Genomic DNA, 5,576 nt, shown 5'->3' with positions numbered 1-5,576 from the left:
CTCCGCGGTGATGCGTGCGCCCTCGGCCGGCGCCTCGGCGAGCCGCCAGCCCACGCGCGGCCGCGGCACCTCGGTCGCCGCCGGTATCGGCAGCGCCATGCGCAGGACCTCGCCCGGCGCGCTCAGCGTGTAGTCCGCCACCCAGTCTATGAAGCGCATCAGCGCGGGCTTCAGCGGCGGCGTCGGCACCACCGAGGCGATCGCGCGCAGCTTCGCGGCCGCCACGGTACCGGCCGCCGTGCCGTGCCAGACCACGCCATGGACGAGACGCGGCCCGAGCGGCACGGTCACGACTGCGCCGGCCGCCACTTCCATCGCCTCCGGCACCGCGTAGTCGTAGGCACCCGCGAGCGGCAGGGGCAGCAGCACGGGCACGCGCGGGCGCAATCCTGCGTCATCCCTCCGTCGCTTTCCCCCGGCCCCGGCCACGGTTATGGTGCCTCCGACTCCGCCATGCATGGAAGTTTCGCATGAAGTTCTTCGTGGACACCGCCGATGTCGCCGAGATCAAGGCTCTTGCCGCCCTCGGCATGGTCGATGGCGTCACCACCAACCCTTCGCTGATCGCCAGGTCGGGGCGCAGGATCGCCGAGGTGATCGCCGAGATCTGCGAGGCCGTGCCGGGTCCCGTCTCGGCCGAGGTGACGGCGACCGAGTTCGAGCCGATGATGAACGAGGCGCGCTTCCTGCGCGGTCTTGCGCGCAACGTGGTCGTCAAGCTGCCGCTGACGATGGACGGGCTCAAGGCCTGCAAGGCGCTGGCGGAGGAGGGCGTGCAGGTGAACGTCACGCTCTGCTTCTCCGCCGCGCAGGCGCTGCTCGCCGCCAAGGCGGGTGCCGCCTATGTCAGCCCCTTCGTCGGCCGGCTCGACGATGTCGGCCAGGACGGCATGGCGCTGATCGCCGACATCGTCGAGATCTACGCCAACTACGACTTCGCGACCGAGGTGCTGGTCGCCTCCGTGCGCAACCCGATGCACGTGGTGCAGGCCGCGAAGCTCGGTGCCGACGTCGCCACGCTGCCGCCCGCGGTGCTGCGCCAGCTCTTCCAGCACCCGCTGACCGACAAGGGGCTCGCCGCGTTCCTGGCCGATTGGGCCAGGACAGGGCAGTCGATCCTGTGAGCGCGGACCGGCCCCGATCGCGCAGGCGGGCCGGCACCGTCGAGCCCGACGCGGACGAGGCCGCCTTCGTCGACGCCTTCCTGCGCGCGCATCCGGACTTCCTCGCCGACCGTCCCGCGCTCTACCGCGCCCTGACGCCGCCCCGGCGCGTGCACGGCGAACGCCTCGCCGACCACATGGCGGCGATGCTCGAGGCCGAGCGCGAGCGCGGCATGGTGTTGCGTGACCGGACCGAGGCCCTGCTCGCCGCGGGGCGCGCGAACGCGGCGATCCAGGCGCGCGCGCAGCGCGCCGTGCTTGCCGTGATGGCGGCGCGCACCGGCGCGGAGGCGTTCGACATCATCGTGCAGGACTGGCCCGCGCTGCTCGGCGTCGATGTCGTCTCCGTCTGCGCCGAAGGACGCGCGCTGCCGCTCGCGCGCCCCTTGCCGCGCGGCTATCTCGCCCGCACCCTGCCCTCGGGCGCGGCGGTGCTGCTGCGCGCCGAGGCCTTCGATACCGAGACCCTCTACGGCGAGGGCGCGGCGCTGGTCGCCTCGGATGCGCTCGCGCGCCTGCCGCTGCCGAAGGGCGGCGAGGCGCTGCTCGCCTGCGGCGCGCGCGAACCCGGCCACTTCGAGCCGGGGCAGGGCACCGACGTCGCCGCCTTCCTCGCCGCGGTCGCCGCGATCGCGCTCACCCGCGCGCCATGAACGCGCAGGCGGCGCTCGTCGACTTCCTCGACTGGCTCGCCGCCGAACGCCGTGCCTCGCCCGCCACCCTCGCCGCCTACCGCCGCGACGTCGCCGGCTTCCTCGGTTTCCTGGCGCGCCATCTCGGCGCGCCGCCGGAACGCGCCGCGCTCGGCCGGCTCGCCGCGGCCGATTTCCGTGCTTGGCTCGCGGAACGCGCGAACGAGGGCGTCAGCAACACGACGCGCGCGCGCGGGCTCGCCGCCGTGCGCAGTTTCTTCCGCTACCTCGCGCTGAGCGGCGGGCCGGACTGTCCGGCGATCCGCCTGCTCGCGACGCCGAAGACGCGCCCGCCCGCGCCGCGTGCGCTCTCGCGTGCCGATGCCGTGACGCTTGCGGACCAGGCAGGCACGCTCGCCGAGCAGCCCTGGATCGCCGCGCGCGACGCTGCCCTGGTGCTGCTCCTCTACGGCTGCGGCCTGCGCTCGGCCGAGGCGCTCGCCATCCGCCGGCGCGAGGCGCCGCTGCCGGGCAGCGAGGCGGCGCTGCGCGTGCGGGGCAAGGGCGCCAAGGAACGCGACGTGCCGGTGCTGCCGGTCGTGCGCGCGGCGGTCGCCGAATACATCCGCCTCTGCCCGCACCCGTTGGCACCCGAGGCGCCGCTGTTCCGCGGTGCGCGTGGCGGGGCACTGAACGACCGGCTGCTGCGGCTTGCGCTCCAGCGCGCACGCGCGGCGCTCGGCCTGCCCGAGCATGCGAGCCCGCACGCGCTGCGCCACAGCTTCGCCACGCACCTTCTGCAGGCGGGGGCGGATCTGCGCGCGATCCAGGACCTGCTCGGCCATGCCAGCCTGTCCACCACGCAGCGCTACACCGCGGTGGACGAGGCGCAGGTGATGAAGGTCTGGAAGAAGGCGCACCCGAGAGCCGGGGGGAGGACGCTCCTCCCCCCGGACCCCCCTGCATAGACCGAGTCCGCGCTGCACAAATGCTATTGCGAGGCATTCGCAGTTGAGCTAGCCAAATCGGCGTGCCCGAGACCGACCAGCGCGCCGATGCCGAGACGCCACCGAAGCCGCGCCTGAGCAGCCGGGAGCTGCTCGGCACGCGCCAGGAAGTCGAGATCGAGCACCAGGGGGAGATCTACCGGCTGCGCATCACGCGGGCCGGCAAGCTCATCCTGACCAAGTGACGCCGCGCCCCGTGGGGGCGCCCGACCAGCCAGCCACCGGTGCGCAGCACCGGAAGCCAGCCACACGGACCATTCGCAGGAAAGGAGTGGCTGGCCCATGCGGCCTTCGATGCTGTCCGCCGTTCTGCTCTCCGCCTCCGCGCTCACGGCCGTGGCCCAGGAGGGCCCGGTCGGCGTGACGCCGCTCGACGCCGTCACCGCCACCGCGACGCGCACGCCCGAGGTCGCGGGCGACGTCGCCGCACCGGTCTCGGTCGTCACGCGCGAGGAGATCGAGCGGCGCCAGCCGCAGAACCTGAACGACCTGCTGCGCGACATGCCTGGCGTGGAGGCGGACGGCCTGCCGCGCAACTCGGTGATGCAGCCGCAGATCCGGGGCCTGGGCGACGATCGCGTCGTGGTGCGGGTCGATGGCGTGCGGCAGAACTTCAGCTCGGGCCATCGCGGCCGGCTGTTCCTCGATCCGCTGCTGCTGCGCCAGGTGGATGTGCTCCGCGGTCCGGGCTCGCTGCTCTACGGTTCCGGTGCGCTCGGCGGCGTGATCTCCCTCCGCACCGTCGATGCCGCCGACCTTCTGCGCCCGGGCGAGGCCGTGACCGGCATCGTTTCCGGCGGCTACCAGTCCGCCAATGACCAGCTCTACGGCAGCCTGACCTCGGCCTTCCGGTCCGGCGCCCTCGACGGGCTCGCGAGCGTCACCGGCCGCGCGGGGAAGAACTACCGCGACGGCGCGGGCAACCGCATCCCGTTCTCGGCGGCGGATTCGGTCGCCGGCCTCGCCAAGCTCGGCTGGACCGTGGGCGATGGCTTCCGCCTCGGACTCTCCGCGCTCGGCTTCGGCGAGAACGCCACGCTGCCGAGCTCCGCCAACACCACCTCCACCTCGAACATCGTCAAGCGTCGCCTGCGCCAGCAGCAACTGGCGCTGAGCGCCGAGTACGCGCCCGAGGGCAGTCCCTGGTTCGACGCGCGCGCGGTCGCCTACTACGCCGATGTCGGCATCGACGAGCGCCGGGTGGTGCCGAATGACGGCCGCTTCGACAGCACCGACTACACGACCCTCGGCCTCGACCTGCAGAACACCACACGCTTCGCCCTCGGCGCGTTCGGCCGGCACGCCCTGACCTACGGCCTGGACATCTTCCACGACGCCCAGGAGGGCAGGCGCAACAACGTCCTGCGTCCCGAGTTCCCGAAGGCCGATCAGACCATCCTGGGCCTCTACCTGCAGGACGCGATCTCCCTCGGCGCCTTCACGCTCACGCTCGGCGCGCGCTTCGACCGCTACGAGCAGAGCGCCGACGGACAGTCGGGCCGCAGTGACAGCCGCGTCAGCCCGAAGGCGTCGCTCGCCTGGCAGGTCACGGAGTGGCTGGCGCCCTACGTCGCCTACACCGAGGCCTTCCGTGCGCCCGGCCTGACCGAACTCTACGCCACCGGCGTGCACTTCCCGGTCTTCCCGGGCTTCTTCAACTTCTTCGTCCCCAACCCCGACCTGCGTCCCGAGACGGCGAAGAACAAGGAGGTCGGCGTCAACCTGCGGTTCCGCGACGTGTTCGCCCCGCGCGACAGCCTGCGCGCCCGCCTTTCGGCCTTCCAGACCGACTTCGACGACTTCATCGAGCTGGTCGTCACCCAGCCATCGCCGTTCGTCAACGGAACGACGCAGGCCCGCAACGTCACCCGTGCGCGCATCCGCGGCGTCGAGTTCGAGGCGGGCTACGATACGGGGCGCTGGTTCGCCACCCTCGGCGCCTCCGCCCTGGAGGGGGAGAACCGGTCCGAGGGCGGGCCGCTCGCCAACATACCTGCGCAGAAGGCCTCGCTGACGCTCGGCTACCGCGTGCTCGAGACGGGGCTCGTGCTGGGCGGGCGCGTGCTTGCGGTGGCGACGCAGGACGACAAGCCGCAGCCCTCCTATCCGACCAGTGGCTACGGGATCGTCGACCTGTTCGCCTCCTGGGCCCCCGTCGACGGGCCGCTGGTCGGCTGGCGGCTCGATCTGGCCGTCGACAACCTGTTCGACCACGCCTATCGGCGCCTCTCCTGGGACGGCGGTGCCACGCCCCCGGCCTTCTACGACGTCGGGCGCAACGTGAAGATCGCGCTGCGCACCCAGTTCTGAGGCGATGCGCGCGGCCGATCGCCTCCTGATCCGGTCGGATCGGCCGCGCAGCGGCGCGGCGGTGCTCGCCTCGCTTGCGCTGCATGGCGGCGCGCTCGCCGCCGCACTGGCGGGGCTGATGGGCAGCGGGGCGGCGCCGGGCCGCGGCGAGCCGCAGGCGATCGCGGTCGTGTTCGTGCCGGGCGCGCCGTCTCCGCTGCCGGAGAGCGCCGGCGATGCCGAGGCGGCACACGCGGCCGAGGCTGCGATCGAACCCGAAGCCGCGCCGTCGCAGGATGTCCCGCCCTCGCCGGCGGTTGCGGACTCCGCGACCGAGGAGAGGATCGCGACAGCGCCGGTCGAGCTCCCGCCGGCCACGCCCGTGGCCTCCGAAGCGGTCGCGCCGCAGCGTGCCGAGGCCACCGCAGCCGAGGCGCCCGACCCGGCTCCGCCCGTCGAGCCCGGCCCGGCGGCCGATGCCGTGC

The 5,576-nt window shown here is 73.3% G+C and carries 5 protein-coding genes and 2 pseudogenes; 6 read left to right on the top strand and 1 reads right to left on the bottom strand.

All coding sequences use genetic code 11. The annotated features are described in order from the left end of the window. A pseudogene (locus tag FK498_RS17060) lies at window positions 1-375 on the bottom strand (primosomal protein N'); the annotation flags it as partial. A gap of 95 nt (window positions 376-470) precedes the next feature. Here FK498_RS17060 and fsa point away from each other — a divergent pair. The 6 genes and pseudogenes from fsa to FK498_RS19790 form a co-directional block, all read left to right on the top strand. Beyond that, window positions 471-1,124, top strand: coding sequence for a fructose-6-phosphate aldolase (gene fsa, locus FK498_RS17055; RefSeq protein ID WP_141856677.1), 654 nt, complete (start codon window positions 471-473; stop codon window positions 1,122-1,124). Further along, window positions 1,121-1,816, top strand: a complete 696-nt coding sequence (locus tag FK498_RS17050) for a DUF484 family protein (RefSeq protein WP_161988466.1) — start codon at window positions 1,121-1,123, stop codon at window positions 1,814-1,816. The genes fsa and FK498_RS17050 overlap by 4 nt, the downstream gene beginning before the upstream one ends. Further along, complete coding sequence (locus tag FK498_RS17045) at window positions 1,813-2,763, top strand: tyrosine recombinase XerC (RefSeq protein ID WP_141856673.1); 951 nt, start codon at window positions 1,813-1,815, stop codon at window positions 2,761-2,763. The genes FK498_RS17050 and FK498_RS17045 overlap by 4 nt, the downstream gene beginning before the upstream one ends. 62 nt (window positions 2,764-2,825) lie before the next feature. Then, complete coding sequence (gene hemP, locus FK498_RS17040; RefSeq protein WP_141856671.1) at window positions 2,826-2,987, top strand: hemin uptake protein HemP; 162 nt, start codon at window positions 2,826-2,828, stop codon at window positions 2,985-2,987. Between the two features lie 109 nt (window positions 2,988-3,096). Further along, window positions 3,097-5,112, top strand: a complete 2,016-nt coding sequence (locus tag FK498_RS17035) for a TonB-dependent hemoglobin/transferrin/lactoferrin family receptor (protein ID WP_161988465.1) — start codon at window positions 3,097-3,099, stop codon at window positions 5,110-5,112. Window positions 5,113-5,116: 4 nt separating this feature from the next. Then, window positions 5,117-5,576 (top strand): annotated as a pseudogene (locus FK498_RS19790) (hypothetical protein); the annotation flags it as partial.

Origin of the sequence: Elioraea sp. Yellowstone (assembly GCF_006704265.1) — a bacterium.
In the GTDB taxonomy this organism is placed as follows: domain Bacteria; phylum Pseudomonadota; class Alphaproteobacteria; order Acetobacterales; family Acetobacteraceae; genus Elioraea.
Note: the sequence above shows the minus strand (reverse complement) of the source record. Positions and strands in the feature narration are given on the sequence as shown.